The 15,379-nt window shown below is 38.5% G+C and carries 15 protein-coding genes; 9 read left to right on the forward strand and 6 right to left on the reverse strand.

Annotation, left to right across the window (positions count from 1 at the left end; translation table 11 throughout):
- Nucleotides 1–556: 556 nt before the first annotated feature.
- Nucleotides 557–709 (reverse strand): hypothetical protein, encoded by a 153-nt coding sequence (locus F0527_RS17115; RefSeq protein WP_184117574.1) that lies wholly within the window; start codon nt 707–709, stop codon nt 557–559.
- Between the two features lie 167 nt (nt 710–876).
- On the opposite strand from F0527_RS17115, the gene F0527_RS12785 reads away from it, so the two are divergent.
- The 3 genes from F0527_RS12785 (at nt 877) to F0527_RS12795 (ending at nt 5,182) form a co-directional block, all read left to right on the forward strand.
- Complete coding sequence (locus tag F0527_RS12785) at nt 877–1,065, forward strand: SE1561 family protein (RefSeq protein WP_150285160.1); 189 nt, start codon at nt 877–879, stop codon at nt 1,063–1,065.
- A gap of 118 nt (nt 1,066–1,183) precedes the next feature.
- On the forward strand, nt 1,184–2,722 hold the full coding sequence (locus F0527_RS12790) for a fumarate hydratase (protein ID WP_150285161.1): 1,539 nt from the start codon (nt 1,184–1,186) through the stop codon (nt 2,720–2,722).
- Between the two features lie 552 nt (nt 2,723–3,274).
- On the forward strand, nt 3,275–5,182 hold the full coding sequence (locus F0527_RS12795; RefSeq protein ID WP_150285162.1) for a heavy metal translocating P-type ATPase: 1,908 nt from the start codon (nt 3,275–3,277) through the stop codon (nt 5,180–5,182).
- Nucleotides 5,183–5,384: 202 nt separating this feature from the next.
- Here F0527_RS12795 and F0527_RS12800 read toward each other — a convergent pair whose 3' ends face one another.
- A complete protein-coding gene (locus tag F0527_RS12800) occupies nt 5,385–6,398 on the reverse strand; it encodes a YihY/virulence factor BrkB family protein (RefSeq protein WP_150285163.1) in 1,014 nt (337 codons plus the stop codon).
- A 26-nt stretch (nt 6,399–6,424) separates the two neighbouring features.
- Nucleotides 6,425–6,805, reverse strand: a complete 381-nt coding sequence (locus F0527_RS12805) for a YtxH domain-containing protein (RefSeq protein ID WP_190323479.1) — start codon at nt 6,803–6,805, stop codon at nt 6,425–6,427.
- A gap of 172 nt (nt 6,806–6,977) precedes the next feature.
- On the opposite strand from F0527_RS12805, the gene F0527_RS12810 reads away from it, so the two are divergent.
- Both F0527_RS12810 and F0527_RS12815 read left to right on the forward strand, forming a co-directional pair.
- Nucleotides 6,978–8,375 (forward strand): alanine/glycine:cation symporter family protein, encoded by a 1,398-nt coding sequence (locus tag F0527_RS12810; RefSeq protein WP_147197210.1) that lies wholly within the window; start codon nt 6,978–6,980, stop codon nt 8,373–8,375.
- A 115-nt stretch (nt 8,376–8,490) separates the two neighbouring features.
- Nucleotides 8,491–8,712, forward strand: a complete 222-nt coding sequence (locus F0527_RS12815) for a DUF1128 domain-containing protein (RefSeq protein WP_066789749.1) — start codon at nt 8,491–8,493, stop codon at nt 8,710–8,712.
- A 106-nt stretch (nt 8,713–8,818) separates the two neighbouring features.
- Here F0527_RS12815 and motB read toward each other — a convergent pair whose 3' ends face one another.
- Together motB and motA are read right to left on the reverse strand one after the other, a co-directional pair.
- On the reverse strand, nt 8,819–9,625 hold the full coding sequence (gene motB, locus F0527_RS12820) for a flagellar motor protein MotB (RefSeq protein ID WP_150285164.1): 807 nt from the start codon (nt 9,623–9,625) through the stop codon (nt 8,819–8,821).
- On the reverse strand, nt 9,609–10,412 hold the full coding sequence (gene motA / locus F0527_RS12825; protein ID WP_066789754.1) for a flagellar motor stator protein MotA: 804 nt from the start codon (nt 10,410–10,412) through the stop codon (nt 9,609–9,611). The genes motB and motA overlap by 17 nt, the downstream gene beginning before the upstream one ends.
- 300 nt (nt 10,413–10,712) lie before the next feature.
- On the opposite strand from motA, the gene F0527_RS12830 reads away from it, so the two are divergent.
- From F0527_RS12830 to mreBH, 3 genes are all read left to right on the forward strand, one after another.
- The gene (locus F0527_RS12830) at nt 10,713–11,945 is read left to right on the forward strand and encodes an aminopeptidase (RefSeq protein WP_150285165.1); all 1,233 of its coding nucleotides are present in this window, start codon (nt 10,713–10,715) and stop codon (nt 11,943–11,945) included.
- 292 nt (nt 11,946–12,237) lie between these two features.
- Nucleotides 12,238–12,378 carry a hypothetical protein gene (locus F0527_RS17120; protein ID WP_158512599.1) on the forward strand — a complete coding sequence of 47 codons (141 nt, stop codon included), beginning with the start codon at nt 12,238–12,240 and terminating at the stop codon, nt 12,376–12,378.
- Nucleotides 12,379–12,626: 248 nt separating this feature from the next.
- The gene (gene mreBH, locus F0527_RS12835) at nt 12,627–13,625 is read left to right on the forward strand and encodes a rod-share determining protein MreBH (protein WP_066789759.1); all 999 of its coding nucleotides are present in this window, start codon (nt 12,627–12,629) and stop codon (nt 13,623–13,625) included.
- Nucleotides 13,626–13,783: 158 nt separating this feature from the next.
- On the opposite strand, the gene F0527_RS12840 is transcribed toward mreBH, so the two are convergent.
- Complete coding sequence (locus F0527_RS12840; protein ID WP_147197218.1) at nt 13,784–14,329, reverse strand: GNAT family N-acetyltransferase; 546 nt, start codon at nt 14,327–14,329, stop codon at nt 13,784–13,786.
- Nucleotides 14,330–14,643: 314 nt separating this feature from the next.
- On the opposite strand from F0527_RS12840, the gene F0527_RS12845 reads away from it, so the two are divergent.
- Complete coding sequence (locus F0527_RS12845; protein ID WP_223823604.1) at nt 14,644–15,369, forward strand: tryptophan-rich sensory protein; 726 nt, start codon at nt 14,644–14,646, stop codon at nt 15,367–15,369.
- The last annotated feature ends 10 nt before the right edge of the window (nt 15,370–15,379 follow it).

Consider the following 15,379-nt stretch of genomic DNA (forward strand, 5'->3'; position numbering starts at 1 on the left):
GGTTCGTGCGGGAGACCTTCTACATCCATTAAGCATGCCCTGAAACAGAATTTTCAACTTACTTTTCTTATAAGTACTTTGTGCCTTTGAAATACTCTAGCATCGCTTAAAAATAATAGTAACATTTAAACAGAAAGTAGGGAATCTAGTTTACTATTATTTTTTCCTTTTAAAAAACAACACAAAAAGACCCAGTCCACTTTAACGATACGTGTACTGGGCCCTTCAATCTGTTAATATCATATTTTTCTTGGTTTTAAACAATTTTCAGCCTTATTCTGAGAACTGTTTAACTCCGTAGCCAACATTTGCATGACAACATCTTTTCACATGTCTTTTTTTAAGCTAATTCATTTTATTGATAAAGCTTGATCTCGCAAACTCGTAAACAACATTTCCTACACGCTAAACTTGAAGAATCGCTTGTTCAATAATCTTCGTTGCCTTTCACTGCTGTCTAAAAAGTATACATCCTTTCTTTAGATTTATCCTAAGGCATTTAGTTATAAGTAGGCTCATTGTGATTTACATTTACACCAACAATCAGGCGCTTTGGCTAACGGAACTGCCCTCCCTTCACAAAATTAGGATTTTCAGTAAGAACGCTATATGTTTCTTTCATTAATCCCTCCAATCTCTCGATGATTTCAACCAGCTCTTCTTCCAATGTTCCCTCCAGAAGTATTGAGAAGGAAAACTGATTCCTCATCGGGCCTCCTTTCTTTTAAATTAAAAATAGAATAACATATAACTTTAATTTTGTAAATTTTCATAATCGACAAAATACTTAAATCATACTTTATTCCTAATTCTGTTTTTGATTTGAATTATTATCTCATTTCGTATACGATGGATAGGACGAAATGAGGTGGTACAATGAGCAAGTCAATCACAGACAAAGGGCAACAAGTAACTTACTTAAAAGAACGCCTTCAAATCTTTATGGAAGTATTGGATGCTATTGATCCAGAAACTGCCGATTTACAGGATATCGATCGCCTTATTGGAATGATGGACGATTTAGAAGATAAGATGGAACAATTTAAAGACCGTCCTGAAATTTAACAAATAAATACTCCCGAATGGATAAAAATCAAAGAGCGCATAATTGTGCTCTTTTTTTCATATTTTAAGCAGGTTATAATAAGCATGCTTGACAACATTTTATAGGGAGCTGAAAGCTATGAATCTCGAAGTGCTCGAACAAAGCATCTATGATTTAGTAACTGAAACATCGACAAATTTGCCGAAGGATGTCAGACGTGCAATTAAAAAAGCGAAAGATGCAGAAAATGCAGGAACTCGCGCTGCTATGAGCTTAGATACAATTGCCAACAACATTTTTATGGCGGATGATCAAGTATCACCTATCTGCCAGGATACCGGTCTACCTACATTTAAAATTAAAACACCGGTTGGCGTTAATCAGCTTGAAATTAAAGAATGCATCAAAAATGCGATTATCCGCGCTACAAAAGATGCGAAGCTACGCCCAAATGCAGTTGACTCCCTAACAGGTAAAAACAGCGGCGATAATTTAGGCGAAGGCGTGCCCGTTATTAAATTTGAGCAATGGGAAAAAGATTATATTGAGATGAAGTTAATTCTAAAAGGTGGCGGCTGTGAGAACAAAAATATTCAATATAGCCTTCCATGCGAATTAGAAGGACTTGGACGTGCTGGCCGCGACCTAGAAGGCATTCGAAAATGCATTTTACACTCAGTGTATCAAGCACAAGGACAAGGCTGTGCAGCCGGATTCATCGGAGTAGGTATTGGAGGCGATCGCTCTTCCGGATATGATCTTGCCAAAGAACAGTTATTCCGCCATGTAGACGACGTAAATCCAAATCCTGAACTAGCAAAATTGGAAGATTACATACTAGAAAAAGCAAATACATTGGGCATTGGAACTATGGGATTTGGCGGTGAAGCGACACTACTAGGCTGTAAAATCGGTGTGATGCACCGTATCCCTGCTTCCTTCTTTGTATCTGTTGCATATAACTGTTGGGCATACCGTCGTATGGCTATCGATCTTGATGCTAATTCTGGCGAAATCAAAAATTGGCATTATCAAGATGGCGAAAAAATTGCCTTTGACGAAACAGCAGCAACACAAGACGATCAACCATCTAAAGAAGTGATTGAGCTGCGCGCACCAATTACAGAGGAACAAATCCGTTCACTTAAAGTTGGAGACGTAGTTAAAATTACAGGACGCATGTACACAGGCCGTGACGCCATCCACCATCATTTGATATCACATGATGCACCGGTTGATTTAAATGGTCAGATCATTTACCACTGTGGCCCTGTTATGGCAAAGGATGAAGACGATCGCTGGGTTGTAAAAGCAGCTGGTCCTACTACATCTATTCGCGAAGAACCATACCAAGGCGACATTATGAAAAAATTCGGCATTCGTGCTGTTATGGGTAAAGGCGGCATGGGTCCAAAAACATTACAGGCGCTTAAAGAACACGGTGGTGTTTATTTAAACGCAATTGGCGGAGCAGCACAGTATTATGCTGACTGTATCAAGTCCGTCGATGGTGTTGATTTAATGGAATTTGGGATTCCAGAAGCCATGTGGCATTTAAATGTAGAAGATTTCACAGCAGTTGTAACAATGGATTCGCACGGCAACTCATTGCATGCTGATGTCCAAAAATCTTCATTAGAAAAACTGGCGGCACATGCAGAGCCCGTTTTTAAATAGAATAAAATAGTATAAAAAAGGGTATTAAGCAACAATTGCTTAATACCCTTTTTGTTTCCCGCTTCTTCTGCCCTTGCATACACTGTGAAAGTAGTAGCTGGGTAAGAGACTCGGTCAAAAATGTTATTTCAAATTAGTTCTATTTATTAATTCTCTTTCAAATTCATTCTTATAATAAAGACTTTCTTGTGTTCCGTTCAAGACTGCGCACCCGCAAGCTTGGCTTCAATCTCCTCGTCCCTACGTTTCTGCGGGGCTTTCAGCTCAAGCTATTCCCGGAGGAGTCGCCGTCCTCTATACACACCATACTAAATGAGATTCACCTTTTTTACCTTTGAAAGAAGCTGCTTTAGTTCTGGACCAACCTCAGTAAAACGCAATACAAAAAATAACTAGTTAATCATTTTATTTTTGAATTAATACTCTTCCTCTCTTTGTACCCTTATGTTATAATCATTATAAATAAGTAATTACTATTAATTAATTACTAAAGGTTGAATAATCACCTTTAATAAAGGTTTTGATATTGATTTTCATTATCAGGAGGGATGAATGTTGGAAATTACAAAAGAGAATAATACTCATCTAATTGAGAAAATAAAAGAACATGCTGAACTGATAGCAGCTATTTTCTCAGGTTTGTTCATATTAATTGCTTGGTTACTAGGAAAAGATGGGCATACGGCAGCTTCTATCGTTTTCTATGTGATCGCATTTATTGTAGGCGGCTTTGCGAAAGCAAAAGAAGGCGTAGAAGAAACGATTGCAAACAAAGAGTTAAATGTAGAATTTCTAATGATATTAGCAGCTATTGGATCAGCAATCATTGGCTATTGGACAGAAGGCGCCATCCTCATCTTTATCTTCGCAGTGAGCGGTGCATTAGAAACCTATGCCATGAACAAAAGCCATAAAGAAATCTCAGCATTGATGGATTTGCAGCCTGAAGAAGCATGGCTTGTAAAAGATAATGGCGAGATTGAAAGAGTTGGAATTTCCACTCTACAAGTCGGCGACCATTTACTTGTTAAACCAGGTGAACGTGTCCCTGCAGATGGTGTAATCATTGATGGGATGACGACTCTCGATGAAGCAGCCATTACTGGCGAATCCATTCCAGTCTCTAAAGGCATTGAGACAGATGTATTTGCTGGTACTGTAAACCTCTCAGGTGCTATTACAATGAAGATGACAAAATCGAATATGGAGTCATTATTTCAAAAAATAATTGACCTCGTTCAATCAGCACAAAGCGAAAAATCACCTTCGCAGCAATTCATTGAACGATTTGAAGGTACCTATGTGAAATGTGTGCTTCTAGCAGTAGCTTTGATGATGTTTATTCCGCACTTTTTACTTGATTGGAGTTTTCAAACTACCTTCTACCGTGCAATGGTTCTACTTGTAGTCGCTTCACCATGTGCGCTCGTAGCGTCCATTATGCCCGCTACTCTATCCGCCATTTCAAACGGCGCAAAAAATGGGATTCTATTTAAAGGCGGACTCCATATTGAACATTTAAGTGTTTTAAAAGCAATTGCCTTTGATAAAACTGGCACACTTACGCAAGGTAAACCTATTGTAACTGACTTCGTTGCAGCCAAAGGCGAAGATGGGAAGGCTTTACTTTCGCTTCTTGCCGGAATTGAAGCGAAGTCTAACCACCCTCTTGCGCAGGCTATTACAAAATACGCTGTAGCCAATGAGCTTACAAACTATCCACAAGCACAAATTGAAGATTTGCCTGGCTTCGGCTTGAAAGGAATTGTTGCAGGAAAAGCCTATAAAGTCGGAAAAGCAGATTTTGTTGGAGAACAATTGGCTCGGGAATTTGAAAATAATATTGCACTAGAGCTAGCCGAACAAGGTAAAACTGTGATCTTTCTTTCAGATGATACTAGAATCCTAGCACTTGCTGCCATGAAGGATACCGTTCGCCCGGAAGCAAAGCATGCCATCTCTCTTTTAAAAAGTATGGGAATCCAGACTGTCATGCTAACAGGTGATAATGAAGTAACGGCAAAAGCTATTGCAAAGGAAGCGGCAGTAGATTCATATATTGCCGAGTGCTTGCCTGAGACAAAAGTAAATCATATCAAAGAATTGATGGGCTCCTATCACCATGTTGCCATGGTGGGAGATGGCATTAATGATGCCCCCGCCCTAGCAACTGCTACATCTGGTATCGCTATGGGCGAAGGTACAGATGTAGCGCTAGAAACAGCCGATGTGGTCCTTATGAAGAATGACTTGACCAAGATTGCTTATGCAGTGAAGCTTTCACGAAAAATGCAAAGAATTGTAAAACAAAATATGTTCTTCTCCATCGCTGTTATTGCCCTATTAATTATCTCGAATTTCATGCAGGCAGTCGATCTGCCTCTTGGAGTTGTCGGACATGAGGGTAGCACCATCCTGGTTATCTTAAACGGCTTACGCCTACTAAAGAAAATAAAGTAAACTTGACTCAGTAGGGTTTTTCTCTTCCCTACTGATGGGGAGTGATCCAATCAGGATTTTATGGGCAGTTATCCCCCATTTAAACTTCTTCGTTACACTCTAGGTTTAGAAATAGACGTCTTACTGCCCGTAGAAGCATGTTAAAATAAAAAATTTAAAAAGCGGCAGATCATTCAATTTAGAATGACCTGCCGCTTTTTCATTAAGCTGTTCTATGACTTTTTGATTCCTGTATTTCTCTTCTCTTTTGTACAAGGGCATTCACTTGCCCGCCAACCATCAGGATAATGCCAGTGATGTATAGCCAAAGCATGAGAATGATAATACCACCGATACTTCCGTAAGTAGCGGAATAATTTGAGAAGTTGTTGATATAGAAAGAAAAACCATATGAAACGATTAACCAAGCCAATGTAGAGAACAAGGCGCCAACCCATACGCTTTTTAAATCCAACTTCATGTTTGGCATCAACCAATACATAAGCGTGAGGACGATAAATATAACAACGGGAGGCAAAATATAGCGGAACTTGTTCCAAACGGCGAGGAAACCATTCTCTAATCCAAATGCAGAGAATAATAGTTTACCAATTTGCTCACCGAATACAGGCAATACAAGTGCCACTACAACTAACCCGATTAATAGAATCGTGAATATTAACGAGTAAAGCCTTACTTTAAGAAATGGCCGCGTCTCTTCTTGGTCATAAGAGCGATTCAATGATTTATTTAGCGCATTTACACCATTAGATGCTGACCATAACGTACCTAGAATACCGACCGACAATAAGCCGCCATGACGATTCTTTAAAACTTCAGAAAGTGTATCAGACGTAAGAGAATAGATTTGGTCAGGCATAACTTCTTCTAAAAGTGTATATACTTGGCTAACGGATAAATGAAGATACGGCAGCAATGTCACGATAAAAAGCAGCATCGGGAATAGGGAGAGTAAAAAGAAATAGGCTAATTGCGCTCCAAATCCCCCGATGTCTTCTTTCTTCACTTTCTCGATAAGCCCCATGATAAAACCCTTATTTGTTGTAATATCAAAGTGACGCTCTTTCTTTTTCTTCTTCTTTTCTTTTTTATCCAGGTTTTCTTCGTTTTCTAATTGTACAAATGTATCTTTATCGATGTATTCAGCAGCGTCGCCTTTACGTGTTTTGGTTGTCTCGGAATCTGCTGAAAGACCAAATTCGTGTCCCTTCTCCATAATCCCGCCCCTTTATCTTCTTCAACTTATAGATGAATAACAGATTCATTTGATTCGGCATTGGTTGAAGGTAATTGTTGTTTTACATCTTTGATATTAGATGTAAATGTATCTTTCGTTTCCATCACGATGTTTTTAACTTTCGGTGTAAGTTCTTGGATTTCTTCTACTTTTTTCATATAGAAGTCTTTGTCTTTCATAAATGTGTTGTATAGAGATTTAACTTTTCCTGTTCTTGCTTGGATGCTATTCATTAATTCATCTCGGTTATTTGCAAAATATTGCATGTCTACCCAATAGCGTTTTAGTACTTTTTTTGTTGTTTGACGCGTATTGCGGTCTGCCATACTAAGTGCTGCACCTGCTACTGCTCCTAATGCTAATCCTGTAACTAATTTATTTGACATAATAATCCTCCTCCATACTTTTACAATGTTATATGCCTATTATACCCTACTGATTTATATGTAAAACAGTTTGCTCGTTAAAAAACTCCTTACCTATTTAAAGGGATTTTTAATTGTTGTTTTATGGAATTTCTTAACTATAGAAATTTAAATTCAAAAAGGGGGTAATGGAATGACCAATTTTTTAGCAAAGCTGAACGAGGTCTTAGGGGATTTTTCATCAATGCTTTGGGGAATACCGCTTATTGTCTTAATTGTTGGCACAGGCATTTTTCTCACACTTCGAATCAGCTTTTTGCAAATCAGACTTCTTCCACAAGCTTTGAGATTAGTATTCTCGAAAAAACATGACAAAACGGCAGATGGTGATATCTCCCAGTTCCAAGCACTTACAACAGCTCTTGCTGCTACAGTTGGAACCGGAAACATTGTTGGTGTAGCAACAGCCGTTATTTTAGGTGGACCAGGGGCTGTCTTTTGGATGTGGGTGTCGGCTTTCTTCGGCATGGCGACTAAGTATAGTGAGGCTATACTAGCTGTTCGCTATCGTGTAAAAGATGCGAAAGGGCAAATGGCTGGCGGTCCGATGTATTATTTGGAACACGGCCTAAAACAAAAATGGCTGGCTGTTTTGTTTGCCTGTTTTGGCGTACTAGCTTCTTTTGGCATTGGGAATGGAACACAATCTAATTCAGTTGCAGGCGTTGTTAATGCTACATTTAGTGTACCTACTTGGGTCACTGGCCTCATTCTAACTGCCTTTGTCGCGCTTGTCATTTTGGGCGGCATTAAATCTATCGGAAATGTAACAGCTATTTTTGTACCTATTATGGCGGTCTTTTATCTTGCAGCAGGCCTTATTATTATGATTATGAATATTACCGAAATACCTGCTGCTTTCCTTACAATTATTAAAATGGCCTTTACAGGCGAAGCTGCTCTTGGCGGAGCTGTTGGTGCAGCTATCCGTTATGGTGTTGCACGTGGGGTATTCTCGAATGAAGCAGGTCTTGGTTCTGCACCAATCGCAGCTGCTGCTGCTAAAACGGATCTGCCGGGACGACAAGCTTTGGTTTCAATGACGCAAGTGTTTTTAGATACATTCCTTATTTGTTCAATTACAGGGATCACAATTGTCATGTCTGGTGTTTATACAAATAAAGGTTTGCAAGCAAATGAACTGACAACAGCAGCATTCAGTCACTTCTTGGGTGGCTGGGGTCCTTATGTTGTAGCGATTGGTCTTATTTTCTTTGCCTCATCTACAATTTTAGGTTGGGCTTATTATGGAGAAAAATGTTTACAATATCTCTTCAAGGGTCAAACAGCTATATATATTTACCGCGTGATATTTGTTGCTTTCGTATTCGTCGGCTCTACCGTTGCATTGGACCTTATTTGGACATTCTCAGATATCGCAAACGGATTAATGGCTATTCCTAACCTGATCGGCTTATTAGGCCTTTCTGGCATTGTAGTTTATGAAACGAAGCGGATTCAAAATAAACTAAAAGAAGAAAAAGCTCTAGCAAAACAGATGGATATGCCTGATTCTAAAAAAGCGAGCTGAGGATATCAACATACTAGTATAAAATGCTGGCCCAATCGTAAAAGGAATTGACAATCATAGGCTATAAGTGGAATGATACTATAGTATACATCTATCAAAAGCAGGAGGAATCCCTTTGAATCTTACAGAACCGACAACAGAAAATGTAACTTTCATGATTGAGGCCATAAAAGAAAAGCTTCGCATGGTCAATGCAGATGCGATGAAGCCCGAACATTTCAGCACCAACCATTATGAAGATTTGGTTTACTTATATGATATGGTGATGAAGCGCGATGCTTTTAGCCCTAGCGAAATGCAAGCAATTGTAGCAGAACTTGGCTCATTGCGTGACTAAAAATAGGCTAATGAAAAAACCGAACTATATGTGAAATTAAATTTAATTTCACATTGGTTCGGTTTCTTTTTATTATTTTACTTTTGAATCAGCTTAAGCCATTTTTCTATTCTCCAGTTTTCGATTCATTAACGGAAGCACCTTTATTGATTGTAGGATTTGTTGAAGAGCCATCTTTTTTCACTAAAGGTTGGATGAGAACTTCAACCCGTCGGTTTTTAGAACGCCCCTCATCAGAATTATTAGACGCGATTGGATTATTTTCTCCATATCCTTTTGCACTAAAGAAAGAAGAATCTAATTTAGGGTTTTGATCTACGATTAGCTTCAAAAAGTTTACAGCACGCATTACACTGAGTTCCCAGTTCGATGAAAACTCGGCCGTATGCATCGGCACATTATCCGTATAACCTGTAATTACAACACTCCGTTTTGGATCAAATACAAGAAGCTTAGATAATTCCCTCGCTGTTTTCTCATACTCGCTTTTAACTACCGCTTTCCCTGGATCAAATAATACGCTGTCTCGTATCGTCACCAGAAGTCCTTCGTCAGTTAACTTGGTTTCAAATTGTTTTTCTAGTTCATTGACCGCTATAAAATCATCAACATTACCTTTAATCTTGGATAAAGATTTTTGGTCTTCCAGGTATGCTGAATTTTTGCTCGTCTCATCGCTCTTCGGATCGTTCGGCATTGTATCAGAAGGATAGTCCATAACGCCCTTTCCCCCATCAAATACTGCATTAAATACAGAAGAAAGCTCATGCAGCTTTTGATTATCTACTGTACTCGAAGCAAAAAGTACGATAAACAATGCCAGTAATAAAGTTAATAAATCTGAATAAGGAAGCAGCCATGCTTCTGGAATTTCCTCATGCTCTTTTTTATGCTTTTTAGCTCTCTTCGCCAAGGCCGCTCGCCCCGCTTTCGCCCAATATTTTTTTGCGGTCTTCTTTTGTTAAGTAAGAAGCAAGCTTTTGTTCAATGACACGCGGCGCCTCTCCCTCTAATACGGAAAGAATCCCTTCAATCATTAGCATTTTTTGACGTACTTCATTGCTCGATTTTCGTTTAAGCTTGTTGGCGAATGGATGCCAAAGAACATACCCTGTAAAAATCCCGAGTAATGTTGCAATAAACGCAGCCGAGATCGCATGGCCTAGTTTTTCAATATCATTCATATCTTTTAGTGCGGCAACCAAACCGACAACCGCCCCTAAAACCCCTAAAGTAGGAGCGTATGTACCTGCTTGTGTGAACATCCCAGCTCCAGCACTATGGCGTTCTTCCATAGCCTCTACTTCTTCTGATAAGACATCGCGGATATAATCAGCATTTTGTCCATCAATTGCGAGCGACAGACCGTTCTTAAGGAAAGGATCATCGATTTCTGCCACTTTTCCTTCCAGCGCAAGCAAGCCTTCTCTTCTTGCCAGGTCTGCCCATTCTGCAAATAATTTAATAATGTCCGTGTCTTTACCTAACTTTTGTTCGGTAAACAATATTTTAAAAAGTTTTGGCAATCTTTTTAATTCACTCATTGGGAAGGCAATTGTTACGGTTGCCATTGTCCCTAAAATAATTATGAATATAGCTGCTGGATTCATTAAGGCATCGGGTGTTACACCTTTAAAGTACATCCCAACGATTAGGGCAACGACCCCCATAATAAGACCAACAATTGATGATAAATCCATTTCTGTACCTCCAAAGTGTCATTCTTGTTATTATTTCGGTTACTTCTCTCTAATGTTAATATTCTACCGTGAACAAACTAGAATATTTGCCTAAAATCCAAAAACTTCGTGAATTATAAAATATTTGTAGACAAATAATGTTCGCTACAATTATGATGCGAGTATTTGCAAAACTATTTTAAATTGATAAAATTATCATAGAATTTAAAGTTCATCTTCAAACTATATTGGCATAGAAGTATCTAGGGATGCTTTCTATCCCACTAATTTGTAAATGAACAATTTTGGAGGAGATCTTTCATGAAAACGTTTCAAGAGAAGTTAGATAGTTATGCCGAATTGGCAGTAAAGGTGGGGGTGAACCTTCAACCGAGCCAATATCTGTTTATCCAAGCATCAATTGACCAAGCTGAGTTTGTTCGATTAGTTGTGAAGAAGGCTTACGAAGCAGAAGCAAAAGAAGTCTTTGTCCACTATTCAGATGATTTGCTTACACGCATGCATTATGACATGGCATCAGAAGATGCTTTTGGTTTCTTTGCCCCTTGGCAAGCAGAAGAGAAAAACTGGTTAGCAGACCATGGTGCAGCATTTATGACTATCAAATCACAAAGCCCTGATCTTTTAAAAGGTGTTGACCCTAAAAAAATCGCACTTCAACAAAAGGCAGCGGGTCAAGCATTGCAGCACTTCCGCCAAGCTTCCCAATCTAATAAAATCAGTTGGAACATTATAGGTACACCTTCTAAAGAATGGGCAGCAAAGGTCTTTCCTGATCTAGCGGAAGATAAACAAGTACCAGCCCTATGGGAGGCTATCTTTAAAACAGTCCGCGCTGACTTAGACAATCCGCTTGAAGCTTGGGAAGCTCATGATGAAGTATTACATGAAAAAGTAAAACATCTAAACGGTAAAAAATATCAAAAACTACACTACACTGCCCCGGGTACAGATTTAACGATCGAATTGCCGAAGGGACATGTGTGGAGTGGTGGCGGAAGCAAAAATCAAAATGGAAAACCTTTCATGGCTAATATTCCGACAGAGGAAGTGTTCACTGCGCCTCATAAAGATGGTGTTAATGGCTACATCACATGCACAAAGCCACTTAGCTACGCAGGCACAATCATCGATCACTTTACCTTAACATTTGAAAATGGAAGAATTGTGGATGTAAAAGCAGAAGAAGGCGAAGATGTCTTAAAAAATCTAGTTGAAACAGATGAGGGTTCACATTATCTAGGTGAAGTAGCTCTTGTCCCGCATGATTCGCCAATCTCCAACTCTGGCTTACTTTTCTATAATACGCTATTCGACGAAAATGCTTCTAATCATCTGGCAATCGGTAGCGCATATGCATTCTGTATTGAAAATGGCACAACAATGACTGCTGCAGAACTCGAAAAACACGGTATAAACCAAAGCATTATGCATGTTGATTTTATGGTTGGCTCCAAAGATATGGATATTGAAGGCATTACAGAAGATGGACATTCGGAAGCTGTTTTCCGCAATGGAAACTGGGCATTCTAAGCTCCCCATAAATAACCAATTTATTTTCACGTAAAAGTGGTATAATAATAGTGTTCTATTAATCTTATAGAAACCTGTTTTAACCTTATAATTCAAGAAAAAATCATGTATACTGTTTATATAAAGTGAAACTACAATTAGTAGGTTATTTCCTACTAATTGTTAGTTTTACCAATCGGGCAGTACGGGCAATAAACCCCACCTAAACTTCCCGTTTGCACTTACTTTCATATCGGGGTTTACTTTCCGCTAATGCGGAATAAAATTATTTAATACATGGAGGGCTATGATAATGGCAACTTTTATGGTTACTGTATTAGGCGTATTCTTCGCAATTATGGGCACTGGCGCTATTCTTGTTCACTTTTTGCGTGATGGGCTTAATTCTTCAACTTCTCATATTATCGATCCAAAACCAGAAACTAAGTTCTAATAAAAAGGAGCAGCCTGTAATCTAGCAGGCTGCTCTTTTTATTTCACAATCTATTAACATTTTCATCACAATTTCACTTTTATTTGTATCTTTTATTCCCCTAAACTACCATTTAGTGGGTTTATTTATCAACCTTCTATCCATCTACCTCTGTAATGATTGTTACATACCATAATATAACATGCTGAACCCTCTAAAAATATCATATACTTATAGAACCTAAGGTTATTCGAGGAGGAATTGTACGCATGTTTTCGCCAACAACTATTGGAATCGATTTGGGCACTGCCAATACATTAATATATACAAAAAATAAAGGAATTATCATAAATGAACCTTCTGTCGTCGCTTATAATGTGAACACAAACCAAGTGATAGCGACAGGAACTGAAGCAAAAGAAATGGTCGGCAAAACGCCGATAGCTATTCAGGCAGTTCGTCCTCTAAAAGACGGTGTGATCGCTGACTTTGATATGACTACTGCTTTAATCAAGTCAATGATGGAAAAGGCTGCAAAAGTAATGGGCTCTTCTCTACGCAAACCAAACGTTGTGGTTTGTACTCCCGCAGGAGCAACATCCGTTGAAAGACTGGCGATTCAAGATGCGGTAAGACAATGTGGCGCTAAGGAAGTATTTTTAATTGAAGAATCTGTGGCAGCTGCTATAGGTGCTGATCTTCCTGTAAGCGATCCGATTGCGAGCGTTATTGTAGATATTGGTGGCGGTACAACAGAAGTCGGTATTATATCATTCGGCGGAATTGTAACCTCTAACACATTGAAACTTGGCGGCGACCATATGAATGAAGAAATTATTCAATATGCACGCAAGGAATTCAACGTCCTGATTGGCGAGCCTACTGCTGAAAAAGTAAAACAGGAAATTGGTTACGCGCTGATTGACCATCCTGTCGAAACCATGGAAATCAGAGGACGCGATATCGTTACTGGTTTACCTAAGATTATCTCTGTGAATTCTTATGATATACAAAATTGTTTAAAAGAGAACCTTTTAGCGATATTAGAATTAATTAGTAGGACCCTTGAATGCTGCCCTCCAGAACTATCGGGTGATATTGTAGATCAAGGTGTGATATTGACTGGCGGTGTATCACTGTTAAAAGGTATGACAGAATGGCTTTCAAATGAATTGGATGTACCTGTTCATCTTGCGCCAGAACCGCTTGAATCTGTTGCTGTCGGCACAGGTAGATCGATTGATACCATTCATTTTCTTAAGAAATAATTTACACAAAAACACATGGCATGCTTATTATCGAAGCTGCCATGTGTTTTCTCTTATCATTCGACTTATTCCCCGGGAAATAGCACGACATTTTCTTACAATCCCCTCAGTAATTTGCGGGCATTATTCGACCATTTCCTCCATCGGGCCTTGCCCTTTCAATAATCTTCCTCTAAATAAGAATATAAATAATGATCTTCCCATTTCCCATTAATATATAGAAGACTCCGGAGTAATCCTTCTCGGTTAAATTTTGCTTTTTCAAGTACACGGACTGAAGCTATATTTTTAGGAGAAACATAAGCTTCTAAGCGATGCAGGCATAAATCATTAAAGGCAAATTTGACAACAAGCGAAAGAGCTTCCGTCACAATTCCTCTGCCTGTATGGGATTCATCCATTGAATAACCCACAAATGCGCTTGAAAATGGCATACGCTTTATCGAATACAAAGAAATATGCCCTACCATTTCCTTTGTTTGTATATCAAATATGCCAAAGCTATACTCACGGTTTAGACGCATTTGCTGAATTGATTCTTGTATTTTTTTTAATTGAACCTTTTCAGTATAATATTCAGGCGGATGTAGTGGTTCATGTACTGACCAATAACGCATATTGCGCGCAACCATATTCGTAAATGGCGTGACATCTGACTCCATTAATACCCGTAGAAAACATCGTTGCCCTTCTATAACGATCATGTTACTTCTCACCCTCTTTTAAAAATCTCTATTGTGTTAGAATCTTTTTCGCAACTTATATGAGTTATGTACCCCATAATAAGAAATACTGCGCATTTTCTCTAAATATGTATCCTTTCCTAAAATTTCCGAATGCTCTCTTTTTTATTTTACTGGAAATTTCACGAAAATGATATTTGTTGTTAAAGCAAAACGAATGTATACTTAAAGATAGTGGTTTTTTGTTATTATTACAGCTCACTTCTATCATTTGTAAAAATATTAGTTTTGGGCATATTGTTATTCTACAGTTTATGTTAAAGGGGGAGATTTTAATGGGCAGGCTACTCATCATTTCGCTTAGCTTTATCGCAATGACCGTTTTTAGCATTATGGCAAATTTGATGCCATTGAACGGTTATACAACAAGTGAAATCTCCAACCGCTATACCGTCCTTTTTAGCCCTGCTGGATATGTTTCTGTAATTAAAATCTTTATTTATATTATTTTAGGTTTGTGGGTTTACCTGCAATGGAAAAAACGGCAGGCACAGCAGAACATAACGGGAGTGCAAACAGCCTTATTTTCTTTCAGTGCTCTATTTAATATTTTATGGCTTTACTTGTGGCATTATGAATATTTCACATGGTCTATTATTGCCATATTGTTGATGGTTTTGTCGTTAATTGGGCTATATTTTACATATCCTAATTGGCAAAATACTTGGAGTGGGCGAATTCCTATTTCTTTATTCCTAGCTTGGGAAAGTATCATTGCATTTATGAATATTGCATTTCTATTTACACATAATCACTGGAATTTCTTAAGTTTAAGCGATCCTTTATGGACAGTTATCGCACTTACTGTTGGCACAGCAGCAGCACTTCATTTGCGATATCACCATGACGACTATGTTTTTCCTCTCGTATATATTTGGACATTTATCGGTATAGCATTTAAGAACGGCTTTGATGAATTGCTCGTTTCGACTGCTGCTTTATTTTTAAGCGGCGTCCTGCTTGTTGGAATTTTACTAATAAAAAAAAACAAAGCCCTCTGAATAATCAGAT

The sequence above is a fragment of the Rummeliibacillus sp. TYF-LIM-RU47 genome, from assembly GCF_008638315.1.
In the GTDB taxonomy this organism is placed as follows: domain Bacteria; phylum Bacillota; class Bacilli; order Bacillales_A; family Planococcaceae; genus Rummeliibacillus; species Rummeliibacillus stabekisii.